This is a genomic window from Dietzia sp. oral taxon 368 (assembly GCF_002999155.1).
GTDB lineage: Bacteria > Actinomycetota > Actinomycetes > Mycobacteriales > Mycobacteriaceae > Dietzia > Dietzia cinnamea.
Map to the genome: position 1 here is coordinate 2,152,244 of NZ_CP027238.1, position 18,370 is coordinate 2,170,613.

The window sequence follows — 18,370 nt, forward strand, 5'->3', positions numbered from 1 at the left end:
ACGGGCCGGACCGCGCCCTCCCCGCGATGATGCGCATAATGGGGGACGTGAACACCGAGGTAGGCACGGATCAGGGGGCGACCGTCGCGGGCACCGATGAGGAATCGGGCTTCGACTCCGAGCTGCGTGAGCGGCTGGCCTCGGCCGTGGACGTGGCGCGGGCGGCGACCGAGGAGTTCGCCATCACCGGCGTGGGCGAGCACCTCGGGACCACCGTCGAGGCCGCGTACACCACCACGCACCGTTTCGCCTCCGAATTGCCCGGGTACCGCGGGTGGTACTGGGCCTGCGTGCTCGCCCTCGTCCCGGGCGGTGAGGTGACGGTCGACGAGATCGCGCTGCTGCCAGGGGACGACGCGCTGGTCGCGCCCGAGTGGGTGCCGTGGGAGAAGCGGATCCGGCCCGGGGACCTCGGCGCGGGCGATCTGTTGCCACCCGCGGAGGACGACGAGCGGCTCGTCCCCGGGTACGTCTCCAGTGGAGACGAGGCGCTCGACGAGGCCGCCGGTCCCATCGGGCTCGGACGTCCCCGTCATCTCAGCCGGCAGGGCCGGTCGGCCGCCGCCGAACGTTGGACCGCCGAGCGGGGGCCCGAGACCGAGAGCGCCCGCAGTGTCAGACACAACTGCGGAACGTGCGGGTTCCTGGTCCCGGTCGCCGGCTCCCTCGGCACGATGTTCGGGATCTGCGCCAACGAATACTCCGCGGACGGTCAGACCGTGCACCTCGAATACGGCTGTGGTGCGCACAGCGAGATCGAGGTGCCCAGGGACACGACCCCGCCGGTCCCCGAGGCCTACGACGATGCCGCCGTCGACGTGGTGGTGCTGCCGCAACAGCTCGCCGCCTCGGCCCGCGCCCGGTCGGCGGGGGCCGACGCGGCCCCCGACACGGCCGCCGACGCCGGAGCGGAGCCGACAGCGGGTCAGACCACGGGCGAGGAGGCCGGGGCCGGGGAGACCGCGTCAGGAGCCGATGGGTCGGCGCACGCGGACGAGGCCTGAGCGCCCCTCAGTCGCGGTCGAAGTCCAGACCCTGCTGGGCGCCCGCGCTGCCCCGCAGGACCGCGCGGCGCTGCAGCGCATAGACGATCGAGCCGACAGCTCCGACACCGATCCCCACCGCGCACAACACCACGGTGCGCATGTCGACGTCCGTCATGAGCACGTGGGCCAACAGGGCCAGCGTCCACGCCAGCGTCCCGAGGATCACCATCGGACGCGGGTCCAACAAGTAGGTCGGGATCGGCGGTACCCGCGTGTCCGTCGCCTGACCCGTCATGCCCGCGACGCTACCGCAGGTGCGTGGCCGGTTACTCTATGACGGTTCCCCACTCAAAGCCAGGAAGGTCGCCAGATGTCGCAGAGCACCGGGGCCGCGTCGCAGCCCCCCGCCGAGATCGGGGCGGTCGACCGCTACTTCAAGATCAGCGAGCGGGGCTCCACCGTCGCGCGTGAGGTCCGCGGCGGGCTCGTCAGCTTCTTCGCGATGGCCTACATCATCATTCTCAACCCGCTGATCCTCGGCTCGGGTGTGGACGTCGAGGGCAACCAACTCTCGATCGTCGAGATCGCCGCCGTCACCGCCTTCACGGCCGGCGTGATGACAATCGCGTTCGGCACCATCGCGCGGTACCCGTTCGCGTTCGCGACCGGTCTGGGCATCAACTCGCTCGTCGCGGTGACGATCGCCCAGCAGGTGACCTGGGCCGAGGCCATGGGCCTCATCGTCATCGAGGGCGTCATCATCGTGATCCTCGCGATCACCGGGTTCCGCACCGCCGTGTTCAACGCGGTCCCCGCCGATCTCAAGGCCGCGATCGCGGTCGGTATCGGCCTGTTCATCGCCATGGTCGGCGTGGTCGACTCCGGGTTCGTGCGCCGCCTGCCGGACGCCGCCAACACCACCGTCCCGGTCGGCCTCGGTATCGGCGGCTCGATCGCATCCTGGCCGACCTTCGTCTTCGTCGTCGGCCTCCTGCTCTGCGGCGTGCTCGTCGCGCGGAGGATCCGCGGCGGTCTGTTCATCGGCATCGTCGTCACCGCTGTGTTCGCGGTCATCGTCGAGGGCTTCGCGAACGCCGGCCCGTCCGTCGTGAACGGCGAGCCCAACCCCACCGGGTGGAGTCTCGCGGTGCCGGTCATCCCGGACTCCCTGGGCGGCATCCCCAACCTGTCGCTCATCGGCAACGTCGACCTCATCGGCGCGTTCACCCGCATCGGCCCGCTGGCCGCCGGACTGTTCGTCTTCACCCTGCTGCTCGCCAACTTCTTCGACGCCATGGGCACGTTCACCGGCCTGGGCAAGGAGGCCGAGCTGATGGACGACAAGGGAAACCTGCCCAACATGAAGGCCGCGCTGGTCGTCGAGGGATTCGGTGCCGTCGCCGGCGGTCTGACCTCGTCGTCGTCGAACACGGTGTTCCTCGAGTCCGCCTCCGGCATCGCGGAGGGCGCCCGGACGGGCCTGGCCAACATCGTCACGGGCGGGTTGTTCCTGCTGGCGATGTTCTTCACCCCGCTGTACGAGGTCGTCCCGGTCGAGGCCGCCGCGCCCGCGCTGGTGATCGTGGGTGCGCTGATGATCGCCCAGATCAAGCAGATCGACCTCAGCGACTTCTCCATCGCCCTGCCCGCGTTCCTCACGATCGTGGCGATGCCGTTCACCTACTCGATCGCCAACGGTATCGGCATCGGCTTCATCGCGTGGGTCGTCATGGCGACCGCGACCGGCAAGGCCCGCACCGTGCACCCGATCCTGTGGATCGTCGCGGCCGCGTTCGTCCTCTACTTCGCCATCGGCCCCATCACCGACGCGCTGGCCTGACCGGCCGGCGGGAGGAGCGACCGTACCGTGCACGTCGTCGACGTCTCCGATCCCGCCGACCCCCGGTTGGACGACCTCCGCGACCTCAACAACTCCGACCGCCGGCCCGACCTGCCCGGCGGTCGGGGACTGGTGATCGCCGAGGGCACCTACGTGGTGGGCCGCATGCTGCTGTCCCGATTCCGGCCCCACGTCCTGCTCGGCACGGACTCGCGCCTGCAGCAGCTGCGACGCGAGGCCACCGCCGAGGGGTGGGACGCCGACGAGCGGGCCGGCGACGCGGTCTACCTGCGCACCACGAAGGACGTCCTCAGCGAGGTGATCGGCTTCCGCTCGAGCCGTGACATCCTCGCCGCCGCCGACCGGCCCGAGCCGCTGGCGGTGGACGAGGTCGTCGACGGGGCCCGCACCCTCGTCGTGCTCGAGGGCGTCAACGACCCGGAGAACCTCGGCGCGATCTTCCGTAACTGCGCGGCGCTCGGCGTGGACGGGGTCCTGTTCGGCGCCGCCACCGGGGACCCGCTGTACCGGCGCGTCGTGCGCGTGTCGATGGGGCACGTGCTGCGGCTGCCGTTCGCGCACCTGCCCGGCACGCCGACCACGTGGCAGCGGAGCCTCGACGACCTCCGCGAGCGCGGTTTCCGCACCGTCGCACTGACCCCGGCCGCCGAGGCACCCCTCTCCCGCGCCGTCGACGCCGAGAAGGTCGCGTTCGTGCTGGGTGCCGAGGGACCGGGCCTGACCGAGCACGCCATGCGCGCCTGCGACGTGCGCGCCGCCATCCCCATGACCGACGGCACGGACTCGCTCAACGTGGCCACCGCCGCCGCGGTCGCGTTCTACGAGCGGGCCCGGCGCGACTGAACCCCCCGCGCGACCGATCCCCGGCGCGACGACTACCGCGAGCGGCGGCGCGCTCGGCGGGACACCTCGTCGACGCCCCGGCGGACCGCGTCCCCGACCAGCCCGGCGAGCCCGCGGATGCGCTCGACGCCCGCGGCCCGACGCGGGCCGGCGCCGGAGGGCAGGCGTTCGTAGTCGTCGTCCTCGTACGGGGACGAGGCACCCGCCGCGCGACCGCCGTCGGCGCCGGTCCCGTCGTCGCCGTCCTCCGCGGCCGCGCGCGACGAGGCGCGACGCGAGGCGGCGTGGAGCTCCGCGCGCCCCGGCATCCCCACCACGTGCAGTGCTGGACCGGCCGGTGGGGTGTGCTGCCGGACCTCGCGGCGGCCGTCGGTGGCGAAACCGTGGACCGGCACGTCCAGGCCGCCCGGCTCGAGGTCGAAGCCGAGCCAGTCACGGTGCGCGGCGTGGAGGAGTGACGACGGCGAGAACGGCAACGCCAGGGGGTTGTCGGCCGCCCCGTCGGGCGGGAACTCGCCGGCCCAGTACGGGCGCTCGAACGGCAGGGGCATCCCCTCGTCCTCGACGATGCGGTCGTCCGCGCCGGCGAACGCCCGGATCAGGCGCCCGGACTCCCAGCGGGCGAACCCGCTGACCCCGTCCTCGGAATCCTGCGCGAACAACAGGACGACCGGTGCCTCGACCAGCCGGAGCCACGCGTCCGCCGCGGCCGACGGCACGACCGGGCCCTCGACGGGGGTCTGCACTACCGTCAGGCCGGGGTAGGAACCCACGTAGATCTCACCCTGGCCGGCCGACGCCGACCGGTTGAGCGGGAACGCGCCCAGCGACGCAACGGTCACGGTGGGGAACAGCCGGGACAGCAGGCGGCGGGCGAAGCCGGGGTCCGACGGATGCCCCGCCCGGATGGGGGCGGCGGGATCGTCGGTCGCCAGGTACCAGAAGGTCGCGACGTGGTGGCCCATGTCCGTGACTCAGTCGTCCTTACCGCGGACCCCGAGGAGGACGTCCTCCCACGACGGCATCGTGGGATGACGGCGTGAGGGGCGTCGTTCGGGTTCGGTCGGCGTCGGCTGGAGGAAGTCCTCGTCGTCGTCGCCACCACCCGCGCCACCACCGCCACCGGCCGCGGCACCGGCACCACGGCCGGCCGGCGCGGCGGACGGGGGCGCGTCAGGGGCCGACGGCGGCTCGGCGGCGGGGCGCGTCGGGTCGGCCGAAGGCGTCGGGCCGGCGGGGGGCGTCACCGACGCGGGCGGCGGCACCGCCCGGATCGGCGGGGGGCCGGGCGGCAGCGGGGGAGGGGCCGACACCGACCGCAGCTCCGTGGCGCGCGACGGGTCGAGGATCCGCTCGGCCTCCTCGTCGAGGGCGCGCGCGGAACCCCCGTGCGAATCCGGGACGAACGACCACGTGGCGCTCGCGTCGTCCGACAGGCCGGCCGGCCACGACGTGCGGACCACCCACCCGCCCGAGCGGTCCTTCCACGCGTCCCACGTCACCAGGTCCGGATCCACGCCGCGGCGGTCCAGGGCGGCGCCCACGCGGTCGGCCAGTGTGTTGAGCGCGGGCCCGTCCGGCAGAACCGGGTGCGCGGCCCGCGCGAGCTCGGCCGCGTTGGCCCGCTCCAGCAGCACGGGCACGGCGAAACCCTCGATGCGGGACAGCGGCACCCCCGCGTCGGCGGCGACCTCCTCCGGGGACGCCCCGTGCCGGATGCGGTCCTGGATCTCGCGGGGACGCAGCGTGCCGGTCACCGGCGCCCGGTCCGATCCGCCGGCCACGAACTCACCGCGAGCGGCGGCACGGAAACGGTCGTCCAGGGGCAGGGTGAACTTCTCACCGGAGTCCGGGACCTCGCATTCGACGACCGACGACTCGGTGTCCACACCGATGATCCTCAGCTTCCGCATGCCGCCTCCTCGACTCCTCGCGGCCCCGTCGGCGGCCTGAGCTGCTCCGCTGCCCGGGGGCCTGGGCGCGTTCCCACATGGTAGGGCAGCGCAGCCCACCCGGCGCGCGGACGGGCCGGGTGGGCTGCGGAAAAGTGCGGGTCCGGCCGGAGGGGGCCGGCGTGCCCGGGGCGGCTCAGGAGAGCTGGCCGACCACGTGGTCGATGCAGCGGGTCAGCTGCGTGACGTCCTCCGGCTCGATCGCCGGGAACATGCCGATGCGCAGCTGGTTGCGGCCCAGCTTGCGGTACGGCTCGGTGTCGACGATGCCGTTGGCGCGCAAGGTCTTGGCGACCTTCGCGGCGTCGATCTCCTCGGCCAGGTCGATGGTGCCCACGACCTGCGAACGGTGCGCCGGCTCGGCGACGAACGGGGTGGCGAAGTCGCTGGCCTCGGCCCAGTCGTACAGACGCGAGGACGAGTCCTTGGTCCGCGCCACGGCCCAGTCCAGCCCGCCCTGGTCGTTCATCCACTCGATCTGCGAGGCGAACATCAGCAGCGTCGCCACGGCCGGGGTGTTGTACGTCTGGTTCTTGCGCGAGTTGTCCACCGCGGTGGGCAGCGACAGGAAGTCGGGGCACCAGCGGTCGGTGGCCGCGATCTCGTCGACCCGCGCGAGGGCGGCCGGGCTCATGATCGACACCCACAGGCCGCCGTCGGAGGCGAAGGACTTCTGCGGGGCGAAGTAGTAGACGTCGGCGTCCGCGATGTCGACGGGCAGGCCGCCGGCGCCGGAGGTGGCGTCGATCGCGACGAGCGCGTTCTCCGAGCCCGCCGGGCGGCTGACGGACAGCATGACGCCGGTCGAGGTCTCGTTGTGCGCCCAGCCGACGAGGTCGACGGACGGGTCGGACGTGGGCTCCGGCGCCGAGCCGGGATCGGCGGACACGACGATCGGGTCGGCCAGGAACGGCGCCGCGCCGGTGACCTTGGCGAACTTGGAGGAGAACTCGCCGTAGGTCAGGTGCAGCGACTTCTCCCGCACCAGGCCGAACGCGGCGGCGTCCCAGAACGCGGTGGTGCCGCCGTTGCCCAGCACGACCTCGTAGCCCTCGGGGAGGGAGAAGAGCGAGGCCAGGCCGTCGCGCACACGGCCCACGACGTCCTTGACCGGGGCCTGACGGTGGCTGGTGCCCATCACCGTGGTGGCGGCGTCGGCCACGGCCGAGATCTGCTCGGGGCGGACCTTGGACGGACCGCAGCCGAAGCGGCCGTCGGCGGGCTTGAGGTCGGCGGGGATGGTGGGCAGCTGATCGCTCATGCTCTTGGGATGCCGTTTCGGTGTCGTCGGGTAGGTCGTGCTCCATGGTAGTCCGGCCGGACCCCGGGCCCGGAGTACCGTCTGGGGTCATGGAGGAACCGGTCCTGGAACCCACCGACTTCGACACCATGCGCGTCGGGTACGGCCTGCACCCGCGGCTGGACGTGGCCGACCTGGAGGACGGGTGGTTGCCCCTGTTCACCGAGTGGTTGGACGAGGCCGGCCGGCGCGGCGTCCGCGAACCCAACGCCATGGTGCTCGGCACCGTCGGCGCCGAGGGGCGGCCGTCGACCAGGACCGTCCTGTGTAAGGGCGTCGACGAGGGCGGGGTGACGTTCTTCACGACGACGACGTCGCGCAAGGGCGTCCAGCTGGCGCAGACCGGGTACGCGTCGGTGACCTTCCCCTGGTTGATCGCCGAGCGTCAGGTGCACATCGAGGGTGCCTGCCATCCGATCGACCGGGCGGACAGTCTCGCGTACTGGCGCACCCGGCCGCGGGGATCGCAGGTCGCCGCCTGGGCGTCCGAGCAGTCGCGCCCGGCGGAGTCGGTGGCCGAGCTCGAATCGCTGTTTACGATGGCGGAGCGGCGCCTGGCCGACGTCGACGAGATCCCCATGCCCGACCGGTGGGGCGGGTACCGGGTGGTCCCGGACCGTGTGGAGTTCTGGCAGGGCGGGCCGGACCGGTTCCACGACCGTGTCGAGTGCCTGCGGGACGGCGACCGGTGGACCGCCCGGCGGCTCCAGCCCTGACGCCGGGCCGCGTGCCGGGGGCCGCCCGGGCAACGGTCGGGGCGCCGCCCGGCTAGCGGTCACGGCGCCGCCCGGGCCGCGGGGGGACCTGTGGCGAACTCCCTTCGAACCACGAACGGCGGTCACGGTAGGGTGTGGCACAGCACATTCGTGGCGGAACTCGACCGCCGGGACCAGTCGTCGGAGAGGGAATCGCGTGACCGCAGGCTCGAACGGTTCGGACCGCAAAGCAACACTGTCCTACCCCGGCGGTGAGCTCGAACTCGACGTGGTGGAGGCGAGCTGCGGTAGCGACGCGATGCAGCTGGGTTCCCTGCTGGCCGACACGGGGATGACCACGCTGGACGTGGGGTTCGTCAACACCTCCGCGTGCACCTCCTCGATCACCTACATCGACGGAAACGAGGGCATACTCCGGCACCGCGGGTACCCGATCGACCAGCTCGCCGAGAACGCGTCGTTCCTCGAGGTCTCCTACCTGTTGATCTACGGCGAGGATCCGACCGAGGCCCAGCTCGCCGAGTTCACCGACAAGGTGCTCGGGGAGACCGCGCTGCCCGGCCAGATGATGCCGCTGCTGCAGGCCTTCCCCCGCGACACCCACCCGATGCCCGTCCTGTCCGCCGGCGTGAGCCTCTTCGGCACTCACGGCGACGACCTGGACATCGACGACCCCAAGGCCGTCGACCTGGCGACCGCGCGCCTGCTGGGCCGCGGCCCGACGCTGGCCGCCGCGATCGAGCGCATCCGCAACGGCCACGAGGCCATCGACCCGGACCCGTCGCTCGGGTACGTCCGCAATTTCCTGCGGATGACGTTCGGCCCGGACTACGAGATCACCGACGAGGTCGCCAAGGCCCTCGACATGCTCCTCGTCCTGCACGCGGACCACGAGCAGAACTGCTCCACCTCCACGGTGCGGATGGTCGGCTCCTCCGAGGCACCGCTGTACTCCTCGATCACCGGCGGCATCAACGCGCTGTACGGCCCGCTTCACGGCGGCGCCAACCAGGCCGTGCTCGAGATGCTCGAGCGCATCGAGTCGGAGGGCGGCGACGCCACCGATTACATGGACCGCGTCAAGAACAAGGTCGACGGCGTCAAGCTGATGGGCTTCGGTCACCGCGTCTACAAGAGCTACGACCCGCGCGCCCAGATCGCCAAGAAGCACGCCCACGCGCTGCTGTCCCAGAGTAACGACCCTCTGCTCGAGATCGCGCTCAAGCTCGAGGAGACCGCGCTGGCCGATGACTACTTCGTCGAGCGCAAGCTCTACCCGAACGTCGACTTCTACACCGGCCTCATCTACCGTGCGATGGGCTTTCCGACCGACATGTTCACCGTGCTGTTCGCGCTCGGTCGCATGCCCGGCTGGATCGCCCACTGGCGCGAGATGCGCGAGGATCCCTCCACCAAGATCAACCGCCCGCGCCAGGTCTACACCGGCCCGGCCGAGCGGAGCTTCACCCCGATCAGCCAGCGCTGAACCCGGGATTCCCACCCCAGGAGAACATCATGGACAAGCCCGAGATCGACATGCCGACGGGCCCCGCGCCCACCGACCTCGTCAGCGAGGACCTCACGGTGGGCGACGGCGCGGAGGCGGTCGCCGGCGGTAACGTCACCGTGCACTACGTGGGGGTGGACTACGAGACCGGTGAGCAGTTCGACTCCTCCTGGGATCGGGGTGAGTCCATCACCTTCCCGCTGAACGGCCTCATCCAGGGCTGGCAGGAGGGGATCCCGGGGATGAAGGTGGGCGGACGCCGCCAGCTGGTGATCCCGCCGGACAAGGCCTACGGCACCTCCGCGGCCCTGCACCCGCTCGGTGGCAAGACCCTGGTCTTCGTGATCGACCTGCTCGACGCCTGACCGGGCGGTCCCGGAAGGCGACAGCGGCGCCCCGTCCTCCATTCACGGGAGGGCGGGGCGCCGTCGTCTGTCGGGCCGGAACCCCGCGACGCGCCCACCGCCCGGTACGCATACGCACCCGGCCGGTACGCACAAGTCCGGCCGACGGCTGCTGGCCCGGCCCAGCCGCAGCCCCGAGGGCCCGACCGCCACAGCCGCCCCTCGCCATGGCGTCTCGCCCGGCCCTGCCGCAGCCCAGGGTGCCCGACCGCCACCGCCACAGCCGCCCCTCGCCATGGCGTCTCGCCTGCCCCGCGGTTCGCGCCAGGCGCCATGGCGAGGGGCGGCTGCGATGCGCAGCGTCATCGACGGGAGCGAGACGCCATCGACGGGAGCGGGAAGCCGGGAGCGAGACGCCATCGACGGGAGCGAGACGCCAGGCGCGGGCGCGGATGCGGGTGCCCTGCTGGCGCAGGCTCGGGCTTACCCCTGCTGCCGAAGGAAAGGCGCGAGGGCTTCGAGGACGGCTGGGTCCTCGATCGTCGACGGCACCGCCACATCCTGCTGACCGTCGGCGATCTGCCGCATCGTCTTGCGGAGGATCTTGCCCGAGCGGGTCTTGGGCAGTCCCTGCACGACCGTGCAGTCGCGGAAGGTGGCAACCGCCCCGATCTCGTCACGCACCATCGCCACCAGCTCCGACCGCAGCTCGTCGGGGTCGCGGACCTGGCCGGACTTGAGCACCACGTAGCCGACGGGGCGCTGGCCCTTGAGAGGGTCCTTCACGCCGATCACCGCGACCTCCGCGACGGCGGGATGCCGAGCGATGACGGCTTCCATCGACCCCGTGGACAGCCGGTGGCCGGCGACGTTGATGACGTCGTCTGTCCGACCCATCACGAAGACGTAGCCGACCTCATCGATGTACCCGCCGTCACCCGTGGAGTAGTACCCCTCGAAGACTGTCATGTACGAGGAGACGAACCTCTCGTCGTCCTCCCAGAGACCCGCCAGCGTGCCCGGGGCCATGGGCAACTTTATGGCCAGGTTCCCCTCCTCGCCGGGCGGAAGTGGCTTGCCGTCTCCGTCGAGCACATGCAGGTCGTAACCGGGGACCGCGACGGTCGGGGAGCCGGGCTTGATCGGCATCGGTTCCAGGCCGCGCAGGTTGGAGGCGATGGGCCAGCCGGTCTCGGTCTGCCACCAGTTGTCCACGACGGGCTTGTCGAGATTGTCGGTGGCCCACTGGTAGGTGTCCGGATCGAGACGCTCGCCAGCGCAGAAGAAGGTGCGCATGGCCGACAGGTCGTACTTGCCGATCTCGAGGCCCTCGGGATCCTCTTTGCGAATCGCCCGCACGGCGGTCGGAGCCGTGAACAGCGCGACCGCGCGGTGCTCGGAGGCCACCCGCCAGAACGACCCGGCGTCAGGGGTGCCGACGGGCTTGCCCTCGTAGATCACCGAGGTCGCGCCGACCAGCAGGGGCGCGTAGACGATGTAGGAATGGCCGACCACCCAGCCCACGTCCGAGGCGGTCCACCACACGTCGCCCGGGCGGATGCCGTAGACGTTCCACATCGACCACGCGAGCGCGACGGCATGTCCGCCGTTGTCGCGGACCACGCCCTTGGGTAGCCCGGTCGTACCGGAGGTGTAGAGGATGTACAGCGGATCGGTGGCCTTCACCGGGATCGGTGCCGCCGGATCGGAGCCGGCGACGGCGTCTTCCCAATAGCTCCAGGTGGTCCCCGGGGTGTCGGGGAACGCCATGTCGGGGAACTGGTCGTGACGCGGGGCCACGATCACAGCCCCCGGGTTGTGGCGGGTCAGCCCGAGCGCCTTGGCGACCATGGGGAAGTAGGGCACCTTGCGCGTCGGCTCGATGCCGCCGTGGGACGTGACGATCACCTTGGGGCGGGCGTCGTCGATCCGGATCGCCAACTCGGGCGCGGCGAAGCCGCCGAAGACAACGGAGTGGACGGCACCGAGCCGGGCGCACGCGAGCATCGCCACGGCGGCGCGGGGGACCATCGGCATGTAGATGACGACCCGGTCGCCGCGACCCACGCCCTCCGCGGCGAGCGCGCCCGCGAACTCCTCGACCTGCTGTAGCAACTGGGCGTAGGTGATGGTCTGCTTGACGCCGGTGACCGCCGAGTCGTAGATGAACGCGGCCTGCTCGCCCCGCCCGGCGGCGACGTGCCGGTCGACGCAGTTGTACGACGTGTTCAGCTCACCGTCGGGAAACCACCGGTAGAAGGGCGGACGGGATCCGTCGACCGCCGTCGTGGGGGTCGTGGTCCAATCGATGCCCCCGGCGACGTCCAACCAGAAGGCATCGGGATCGTTGATCGAGAGCCGGTGGGCGGCGTCGTAGGTCGAGGTCGTCGAGTCCGACATCGGGTACTTCCCCTCACGTACGGGAGCGGGCCCGCCGACCGCGCCGACGGGAAGTGACTGGTTTCACTCTAATCCGAGGCCCAGTTCGCGATACCGCATCATCCGCTCGGCGTACCTCCGCTCAGGGGGGCGTCGGCGGACCTCGAGCAGCGCGGACGCGACCGCGCCGGCCATCCGGTCACAGAACGCCTCGGGCTCGTCCGCGGCGTCGGGACGTTCGGGCACGACCACGTCCACGATCCCGGCCTCCAGCAGGTCCGCGGAGGTGATGCCCTGCGACCGTGCGACCTCAGGGGCTCGGCTCGTCTCGTGGTGGAGGATCGCACTGGCGCCCTCCGGCGGCAGGGGGGCGAGCCACCCGTGACGCGCGCACAGGACCCTGTCGGCGGGGAGCAGGGCGAGAGCGGCGCCGCCGGTGCCCTGCCCCAGGATCACGGAGACGGTCGGGGTCGGCAGGGTGACGAGGTCGGCCAGACTCCTGGCGATCTCACCCGCCAGTCCGCCCTCCTCCGCCTCCCGCGACAGAGCGGCGCCGCGGGTGTCGATGAACAGGACCAGAGGGACCCCCATCTCCGCGGCTATGCGCATACCGCGGCGTGCCGACCGCAACGCGGACGGGCCGAGCGGGCTCTTCTCGTTCTCCGCGTCCCGGTCCTGCGCGAGCACGACTGCGGACTGGCCTCGGAACCGGACCAGCGATAACAGGAGTGATCCGCTGTCCTCGCCCTGACCGGTGCCGGACAGGAGCACCCGGTCGGGCGCCACGCGGTCGAGGAAGGCACGCGCTCCGGGGCGGTCCGGGCGCCGCGACCGGGTGATGGCGTCCCAGGCATCGGGGGGACGTCCGTCGTCGGACTCCGGTTCGGGGACCGGCCCGTGGGGCGGCACCGGCTCGTCGTCCGACGGCGGGTCCTGGCACAGCACCCTCAGGGCTCGGGCGGTGAGGTCGCGGAGCCCCTCCGGTGGGAGCACGCCGTCGATCATCCCGCGTCGCGCGAGGTTCTCGGAGACCTGGACCCCGTCCGGGAACGGCGCGTCGTAGAGCGCCTCGTAGACGCGGGGCCCGAGGAAGCCGATGAGTGCTCCGGGTTCGGCCACCGACACGTGACCGAGCGACCCCCACGACGCGAACACGCCGCCGGTCGTCGGATGCCGCAGATACACGAGGTAGGGCAGCCCCGCGCTCTTATGACCGGCCACGGCGGCGGAGATCTTGACCATCTGGAGGAACGCGAGCGTCCCCTCCTGCATCCGCGTACCGCCCGAGGTGGGAGAGGCGAGGATCGGAAGCCCTTCGGCCGTCGCCCGTTCTATCGCCGAGACGATCCGCTCGGCGGCGGCGATCCCGATCGACCCGGCGAGGAAGTCGAACTCGCACGCGATGATCACGACCCGGCGGCCCAGTAGGGTCCCCTCACCGGTGATGACCGACTCGTCCACGCCTGACTTCTCGGTCGCCCGCTGGAGCGCCTCCTCGTACCCCGGCGCCGCGTCGACCTGTGGCGGGCGGACCGGGGCGTCGTCCCAGGACCGGAAGGAGCCGTCGTCGAGGACCATGTCGAGGATCTGCAGAGCTCCGGTGCGCGCCATGACCGCATCGTACGGTGGGGTGCCTACCAGCGGGTATCGTGAGGGTGAGGGTGCACTGCCGTACCCCCGTCACCCAGAGGAGCCCTCCGTCGCCATGATCGTCAGCCGCAGGGACGGCGCAGTCGTCGTCGTCACCATTGACCGTCACGAGACCCGCAACGCGCTCGACGCCGAGGTGTGCATCGCCCTGCGCGACGCCATCGAGGCCGCCGGCGCGGAGGCCGACGCCGAAGACCCCGTCCGCGCAATCGTCATCACCGGAGCGGGAACCGCTTTCTGCGCGGGTGCCGATCTGTCCGGCGGGGTGTACAACTCGGATTTCTACGACGCACACGCCGGGATGCTCCGCGCAGTCGAGTCGGTCCCGGTTCCCGTCATCGCCGCCGTCAACGGCCCGGCTGTCGGTGCGGGCGTGCAGCTGGCACTGGCCGCGGATCTGCGGGTGGTGGCGCCCGGTGCCGTCTTCACCGTGCCCGTCGTGAAGGTGGGGCTGGCACTGGACAACTGGACCATCAAGCGGTTGGCCAACGTCGTGGGCGGCGGCCACGCCCGGTCGGTGCTCATGACCGCCCGCCCCGTCGGTGCGGAGGAGGCTGCCAGGATCGGACTGGCCAGCGAGATCGGGGACGTCGAGGCGGCCATGGAGCTGGCTGCCGAGCTCTCGCGGTTCGCACCGCTGAGCCTGCGGCACATCAAGACCGTGATCAACGATGACGACGCCCGGCTGCTCCCGCGCGAGGAGCACACCGAACTCCAGTTGCGCGCGTGGAGCAGCGAGGACATGGCCGAGGCCCGGGCCGCCCGCGCCGAGAAGCGGCCACCCGTCTTCCGCGGGCGCTGAACCGCCCCACCGCAGGACGCACGGTCGCCGTGGCGCCCCACGTACGGACACCGCGGGTCGCCCGGCCGGGATAAGATTCACCGCGCCCGACCCGGACCCGCGTGTCGCGGGCGTCTGGCACGACCCCGGGTATCGCATGACCGGGGGGAGCGTCACCGACGGCCAGGCACAGCGCATCGCCGCAGCACAACAATCCGACGGCCCGGCGGGTCGTCCTCGTGGGGGCGGCGATCCTCGCGGCCGTGCTCGTGGTGGGACTGGTGATCTCCGGGCTGTCGAGGGCGGGCGTCGCCGGCTTCTGCGGGGCTGAGCCGCGGATCAGCGTGGCAGCCGAGCCCGACATCGTCGAGCACGTCCGAGTCCTGGCGGTGCATGCCGACGGTTGTCACGCCTTCGACGTGGAATCGGTCTCCTCCGCGGACATGTCCACCCGCACGGTCTCGCGGGAGGCGTTGCCGGACATCTGGGTGCCGGACTCCGCCGTACGTCTCGCTCAGGTGTCCCAGGACGTGCAGATCCCGTTCGAGACGGTCCTCAACTCCCTCGCGTCGACCCCGGTGGTCATCGCTTCCCGTGACGCCGGGGTCGACAAGTCGACGTGGGCCTCGGCGCTCGCCACGCCGGGGCTGATGATGGGTGATCCGGTCCGGTCCGGGGTAGCGGACGCGCCGATCCTCGCGGCGACCTCGGAGGTCGAGATGCTGCGGTCGGCTCCGGAGGCGCTGGGGGCCTCGATGGCGATGTTGGCCCAGGGGCAGATGAGTCGGATGGAGGTCCCGCCGACCTCTCGAGAGATGCTCGACAGGGTGATCGCCGGCGGCGGCGCGGCGATCGTGACGGAGCGAGACGCGGTGCTCGCGCAGCGGGCGGCACCCGACTCGGGGATGGAGCTGTACGCGCCCGCCACCGGGGCGGTATTCCTCACCTATCCGGTGGCCGTGACGACCCAGGATTCGACGCGCCGCGTCGACGTGGTCGAGGCCGCTGAGGCGCTCCGGGACGCCACCGCGGCGACCGCTGTCGCCGACGGGCTCTCCCGGGACGGTTTCCGGACCGCCTTCCGGGCGCCGCTCGCCGGGGGAGCGGGGGTGGGCGAGATCGAAGCGCTCGTGGTCCGGGATGCGAACCGGGTCCACAGTGCTCTGCGGCATTGGCGGCTCCTGTCGATGCCGGGCCGGTCCCTGGTCTTGGTGGACACATCGGGTTCGATGGGCTTCGGGGTGCCCGGCACGGACCGCACCCGCATCCAGGCGCTCGTCGAGACGGCGGGCGCAGGGCTCGGCCAGTTCCCCGACGACGCGGAGCTCGGACTGTGGGCGTTCGGCGGTGCCGCCGGGAGCGACGGGCTGCCGTACGCGGAGGTCGCGGCGCTGCAGCGCCTCGACGCGGCAGCCCCCGGGGGAACGCACCGTGCCGCACTGGGCGGTGCGTTGGCCTCTCTGCCCGGGATGGTGGGTGGCGGCACCGACCTCTATCGTTCCGTGCTCGACGCCTACGCCATGGTGCGCTCGGGGTACGACCCGAACATGGTCAACTCGATCATCGTCATCTCCGACGGCGCGGACGACGCGACCTCGGACATCGGAGCAGGAGAGTTCTTCGCCCGGCTCGACGAGATGGTGGACCCGTCCCGCCCCGTGATCGTGGTGTCGGTGAGCCTTCTGGACGACAGCAGTTCGGGCACCCTCGCGCAGATCGCGCAGGCCACCGGCGGCAGCAGCTATGTCGCCCGCACGCAGGAGGAGATCGTCCGGGTGTTCGCGGATGCGGTGGGGAGCCGCGGCGCCTCGGCCCGGCCGTAGCCCCGTGGTGAGGTAAGTGGTACCCACCGACGGGGGTGCCGTCACCCGCGGTTTCGGCTCGACATGAGAGTTCGCCGAAGGCCTCTCCGCAATCAGCTGTGCTACGTGTCACACTTCTCCAGTCAGTGTTTGTGAAGCGCATCACTACAGGGGTGTGCTGACGAGAACCCGAAACGGAGGACCTCCGTGTCCCAACCAACCGATCCGCCGGCGGGGGGAGCATCGCGACGAACCCCGGAAGCGGCGGAATTCACGGCGATGCAGGCCAGCCCCGCCTTCCAGGATCTGCGCAGCAAGTTCAGGGCGTTCGTGTTCCCCATGACGATCGCCTTCCTCGTCTGGTACTTCCTCTACGTGATCCTGGCCGTCTACGCGACGGACTTCATGGCGACCAAGGTGTTCGGGAACATCACCTGGGGTCTGATCATCGGCCTGGGGCAGTTCGTGACGACCTTCCTCATCACCTTCCTGTACATCCGCTTCGCCAACCGTGAGATCGATCCGCGCGCGGAGTCCATCCGCCTCGAGCTGGAAGGTGGGATCGCCTGATGGACTGGCTGATCAACATCAACGAACTCGCGCCGGGGGAGCAGGTGGGCAGCACCCTCCTCAACATGGCGGTATTCGCCGTCTTCATCGTCGTCACGATGACCCTCGTGCTGAGGGCGTCGAAGTCGACCAAGTCGACCAAGGACTTCTACACGGGCGGCTCGAGCTTCACCGGCCCGCAGAACGGTTTCGCGATCGCCGGTGACTACCTCTCGGCGGCCTCCTTCCTCGGTATCGCCGGCGCCATCGCGATCAACGGATACGACGGCTTCCTGTACTCGATCGGCTTCCTCGTCGCCTGGCTCGTGGCGTTGATGCTCGTGGCCGAGCTGATGCGCAACACGGGCCGGTTCACGATGGCCGACGTGCTCAGCTTCCGGCTCAACCAGCGGCCCGTCCGCATGGCGGCCGCGCTGGCAACGCTCGCGGTGTGTTTGTTCTATCTGATCGCCCAGATGGCCGGCGCTGGCGGGCTCGTCGCCCTGCTCCTGAACATCGACGACTCCGCGGGGCAGTCGATCGTCGTGGCCGTCGTCGGCATCCTGATGATCGTCTACGTCCTCGTCGGCGGTATGAAGGGCACCACCTACGTCCAGATGGTCAAGGCCGTCCTGCTCGTCGGCGGTGTACTGATCATGTGCCTCCTGGTCCTCGTTGCCGCCCGCGGTAACTTCTCCGCGCTCCTCGGCGAGGCCGTCGCCAACTCCGGCAAGGATCTTCTACAGCCGGGACTGCAGTACGGCGCCACCGAGACCAGCAAGCTCGATTTCGTCTCGCTGTCGATCGCCCTGGTCTTCGGCACCGCGGGTCTGCCGCACGTCCTCATGCGCTTCTACACCGTCCCGACCGCGAAGGAGGCCCGTCGGTCGGTGACCTGGGCCATCGCGCTCATCGGCGGGTTCTACCTGTTCACCCTCGTCCTGGGCTTCGGTGCCGCGGCGATGGTCGGACCCGAGGTCATCGAGAACGCCCCCGGCGGTGTGAACTCGGCGGCGCCGCTGCTCGCCTTCGCGCTCGGAGGTGAGATCTTCCTCGGGATCATCTCGGCCGTCGCCTTCGCGACAATCCTCGCCGTGGTGGCCGGACTAGCCATCACCGCCTCCGCTTCCTTCGCGCACGACATCTACAACGGCGTGATCAAGCACGGGCAGGCCACCGAGCAGTCGCAGCTGCGAGTTTCCCGGATCACGGTCGTCGTGATCGGCCTCGTGTCGATCGTCATGGGCATCGGCGCGATGGGGCAGAACATCGCCTTCCTCGTGGCCCTCGCCTTCGCGATCGCGGCCTCGGCGAACCTGCCGACGATCCTCTACTCGCTGTTCTGGAAGCGGTTCAACACCACCGGCGCGCTGTTCTCCATGTACGGCGGCCTGATCAGCACCCTGGTGCTCATCGCGCTCTCGCCGGCGGTCTCCGGCAGCGAGAAGTCGATGATCTCGAGCGTCGACTTCTCCCTGTTCCCGCTCTCCAACCCGGGCATCGTGTCGATCCCCCTCGCGTTCCTGCTGGGCATCATCGGGACGTTCATCGGCAAGAAGGACGAGTTCCCGGAGAAGCGCGTGGAGATGGAGGTCCGCTCGCTCACCGGAGTCGGTGTGGAGAAGACCATCGCGCACTGACCCTGACCCCCATTGGCCCGCCCGACCGTCGCCAGACGGTCGGGCGGGCGTCGTCGTGGC

The 18,370-nt window shown here is 71.0% G+C and carries 16 protein-coding genes; 10 read left to right on the top strand and 6 right to left on the bottom strand.

The window, feature by feature from the left end; all coding sequences use genetic code 11:
- The first annotated feature begins 38 nt into the window (after positions 1-38).
- Entirely contained in the window at positions 39-1,004 is a 966-nt protein-coding gene (locus C3V38_RS10055; protein WP_106385711.1) for a DUF3027 domain-containing protein, read from the top strand.
- A gap of 7 nt (positions 1,005-1,011) precedes the next feature.
- Here C3V38_RS10055 and C3V38_RS10060 read toward each other — a convergent pair whose 3' ends face one another.
- A complete protein-coding gene (locus C3V38_RS10060) occupies positions 1,012-1,281 on the bottom strand; it encodes a DUF2530 domain-containing protein (RefSeq protein WP_106385712.1) in 270 nt (89 codons plus the stop codon).
- 75 nt (positions 1,282-1,356) lie between these two features.
- On the opposite strand from C3V38_RS10060, the gene C3V38_RS10065 reads away from it, so the two are divergent.
- Both C3V38_RS10065 and C3V38_RS10070 read left to right on the top strand, forming a co-directional pair.
- Positions 1,357-2,826 carry an NCS2 family permease gene (locus tag C3V38_RS10065; protein WP_061916707.1) on the top strand — a complete coding sequence of 490 codons (1,470 nt, stop codon included), beginning with the start codon at positions 1,357-1,359 and terminating at the stop codon, positions 2,824-2,826.
- 27 nt (positions 2,827-2,853) lie between these two features.
- Positions 2,854-3,690, top strand: coding sequence for an RNA methyltransferase (locus C3V38_RS10070; protein ID WP_061229329.1), 837 nt, complete (start codon positions 2,854-2,856; stop codon positions 3,688-3,690).
- Between the two features lie 32 nt (positions 3,691-3,722).
- On the opposite strand, the gene C3V38_RS10075 is transcribed toward C3V38_RS10070, so the two are convergent.
- The 3 genes from C3V38_RS10075 to serC form a co-directional block, all read right to left on the bottom strand.
- Entirely contained in the window at positions 3,723-4,655 is a 933-nt protein-coding gene (locus C3V38_RS10075; protein WP_106385713.1) for a hypothetical protein, read from the bottom strand.
- Between the two features lie 9 nt (positions 4,656-4,664).
- Positions 4,665-5,603 (bottom strand): septation protein SepH, encoded by a 939-nt coding sequence (gene sepH, locus C3V38_RS10080; protein WP_063935682.1) that lies wholly within the window; start codon positions 5,601-5,603, stop codon positions 4,665-4,667.
- Positions 5,604-5,778: 175 nt separating this feature from the next.
- The gene (gene serC, locus C3V38_RS10085) at positions 5,779-6,903 is read right to left on the bottom strand and encodes a phosphoserine transaminase (RefSeq protein ID WP_106385714.1); all 1,125 of its coding nucleotides are present in this window, start codon (positions 6,901-6,903) and stop codon (positions 5,779-5,781) included.
- An 89-nt stretch (positions 6,904-6,992) separates the two neighbouring features.
- Between serC and pdxH the strand changes: the two genes are divergently transcribed.
- The 3 genes from pdxH to C3V38_RS10100 all read left to right on the top strand — a co-directional run bounded on the left by pdxH (position 6,993) and on the right by C3V38_RS10100 (position 9,530).
- On the top strand, positions 6,993-7,658 hold the full coding sequence (pdxH, locus tag C3V38_RS10090) for a pyridoxamine 5'-phosphate oxidase (protein ID WP_106385715.1): 666 nt from the start codon (positions 6,993-6,995) through the stop codon (positions 7,656-7,658).
- A gap of 196 nt (positions 7,659-7,854) precedes the next feature.
- Positions 7,855-9,144, top strand: a complete 1,290-nt coding sequence (locus C3V38_RS10095; protein WP_007628877.1) for a citrate synthase — start codon at positions 7,855-7,857, stop codon at positions 9,142-9,144.
- Positions 9,145-9,173: 29 nt separating this feature from the next.
- Positions 9,174-9,530, top strand: a complete 357-nt coding sequence (locus tag C3V38_RS10100) for an FKBP-type peptidyl-prolyl cis-trans isomerase (RefSeq protein WP_061229990.1) — start codon at positions 9,174-9,176, stop codon at positions 9,528-9,530.
- A gap of 462 nt (positions 9,531-9,992) precedes the next feature.
- Here C3V38_RS10100 and C3V38_RS10105 read toward each other — a convergent pair whose 3' ends face one another.
- Together C3V38_RS10105 and C3V38_RS10110 are read right to left on the bottom strand one after the other, a co-directional pair.
- Positions 9,993-11,909: an AMP-binding protein gene (locus tag C3V38_RS10105; protein WP_106385716.1), complete on the bottom strand. Its 1,917-nt coding sequence runs from the start codon at positions 11,907-11,909 to the stop codon at positions 9,993-9,995.
- A gap of 63 nt (positions 11,910-11,972) precedes the next feature.
- Positions 11,973-13,499 carry a carboxyl transferase domain-containing protein gene (locus tag C3V38_RS10110; protein WP_070720177.1) on the bottom strand — a complete coding sequence of 509 codons (1,527 nt, stop codon included), beginning with the start codon at positions 13,497-13,499 and terminating at the stop codon, positions 11,973-11,975.
- A gap of 94 nt (positions 13,500-13,593) precedes the next feature.
- Here C3V38_RS10110 and C3V38_RS10115 point away from each other — a divergent pair, with 94 nt between their 5' ends.
- The 4 genes from C3V38_RS10115 (at position 13,594) to C3V38_RS10130 (ending at position 18,310) form a co-directional block, all read left to right on the top strand.
- Positions 13,594-14,340, top strand: a complete 747-nt coding sequence (locus tag C3V38_RS10115) for an enoyl-CoA hydratase (protein ID WP_061229987.1) — start codon at positions 13,594-13,596, stop codon at positions 14,338-14,340.
- A gap of 218 nt (positions 14,341-14,558) precedes the next feature.
- A complete protein-coding gene (locus C3V38_RS10120; RefSeq protein ID WP_106385717.1) occupies positions 14,559-16,142 on the top strand; it encodes a substrate-binding domain-containing protein in 1,584 nt (527 codons plus the stop codon).
- A 258-nt stretch (positions 16,143-16,400) separates the two neighbouring features.
- Complete coding sequence (locus C3V38_RS10125) at positions 16,401-16,691, top strand: DUF485 domain-containing protein (protein WP_070720176.1); 291 nt, start codon at positions 16,401-16,403, stop codon at positions 16,689-16,691.
- Positions 16,691-18,310 carry a cation acetate symporter gene (locus C3V38_RS10130; protein ID WP_106385718.1) on the top strand — a complete coding sequence of 540 codons (1,620 nt, stop codon included), beginning with the start codon at positions 16,691-16,693 and terminating at the stop codon, positions 18,308-18,310. Before C3V38_RS10125 ends, C3V38_RS10130 begins: the two co-directional genes overlap by 1 nt.
- Positions 18,311-18,370: the final 60 nt, after the last annotated feature.

Excerpts from the sequence above, each read along its gene's own strand:
- C3V38_RS10055 (WP_106385711.1), top strand. The coding sequence starts at position 39 with ATGGGGGACGTGAACACCGAGGTAGGCACGGATCAGGGGGCGACCGTC.
- C3V38_RS10060 (WP_106385712.1), bottom strand. The coding sequence starts at position 1,281 with ATGACGGGTCAGGCGACGGACACGCGGGTACCGCCGATCCCGACCTAC.
- C3V38_RS10065 (WP_061916707.1), top strand. The coding sequence starts at position 1,357 with ATGTCGCAGAGCACCGGGGCCGCGTCGCAGCCCCCCGCCGAGATCGGG.
- C3V38_RS10075 (WP_106385713.1), bottom strand. The coding sequence starts at position 4,655 with ATGGGCCACCACGTCGCGACCTTCTGGTACCTGGCGACCGACGATCCC.
- sepH (WP_063935682.1), bottom strand. The coding sequence starts at position 5,603 with ATGCGGAAGCTGAGGATCATCGGTGTGGACACCGAGTCGTCGGTCGTC.
- serC (WP_106385714.1), bottom strand. The coding sequence starts at position 6,903 with ATGAGCGATCAGCTGCCCACCATCCCCGCCGACCTCAAGCCCGCCGAC.
- pdxH (WP_106385715.1), top strand. The coding sequence starts at position 6,993 with ATGGAGGAACCGGTCCTGGAACCCACCGACTTCGACACCATGCGCGTC.
- C3V38_RS10100 (WP_061229990.1), top strand. The coding sequence starts at position 9,174 with ATGGACAAGCCCGAGATCGACATGCCGACGGGCCCCGCGCCCACCGAC.
- C3V38_RS10105 (WP_106385716.1), bottom strand. The coding sequence starts at position 11,909 with ATGTCGGACTCGACGACCTCGACCTACGACGCCGCCCACCGGCTCTCG.
- C3V38_RS10110 (WP_070720177.1), bottom strand. The coding sequence starts at position 13,499 with ATGGCGCGCACCGGAGCTCTGCAGATCCTCGACATGGTCCTCGACGAC.
- C3V38_RS10115 (WP_061229987.1), top strand. The coding sequence starts at position 13,594 with ATGATCGTCAGCCGCAGGGACGGCGCAGTCGTCGTCGTCACCATTGAC.
- C3V38_RS10125 (WP_070720176.1), top strand. The coding sequence starts at position 16,401 with ATGCAGGCCAGCCCCGCCTTCCAGGATCTGCGCAGCAAGTTCAGGGCG.
- C3V38_RS10130 (WP_106385718.1), top strand. The coding sequence starts at position 16,691 with ATGGACTGGCTGATCAACATCAACGAACTCGCGCCGGGGGAGCAGGTG.